Source organism: Nocardia amamiensis (genome assembly GCF_015477605.1).
GTDB classification, from domain to species: domain Bacteria; phylum Actinomycetota; class Actinomycetes; order Mycobacteriales; family Mycobacteriaceae; genus Nocardia; species Nocardia amamiensis_A.
On record NZ_JADLQX010000351.1, the window covers coordinates 1 to 255 of the forward strand.

Consider the following 255-nt stretch of genomic DNA (forward strand, 5'->3'; position numbering starts at 1 on the left):
GCGTCATCGAGAAGTTGCCGGTCGAGGTGTCCGCCGAGGTCACCAAGGCCCTGCTCACCACGGTTCCGGCGCTGTTCCACGGCGGCGTGAACGACGGCCTGCTCACCGCGCTGGCACTGGCCACCGCGAAGTGGCGGGCGCGCCGGGTGGCCGCTCGCGGCGACGAGTCGCTGCTGATCCGCTTGGAGGGTCACGGCCGCGAAGAAGACGTGGTGGCGGGTGCGGACCTGTCGCGAACCGTCGGCTGGTTCACCG

The 255-nt window shown here is 71.4% G+C and carries 1 protein-coding gene; it reads left to right on the forward strand.

The genetic code is table 11. From position 1 onward, the window contains the following. The coding region (locus IU459_RS40685) for a hypothetical protein (protein WP_195134367.1) at positions 1 to 255 on the forward strand (255 nt) is incomplete at both ends.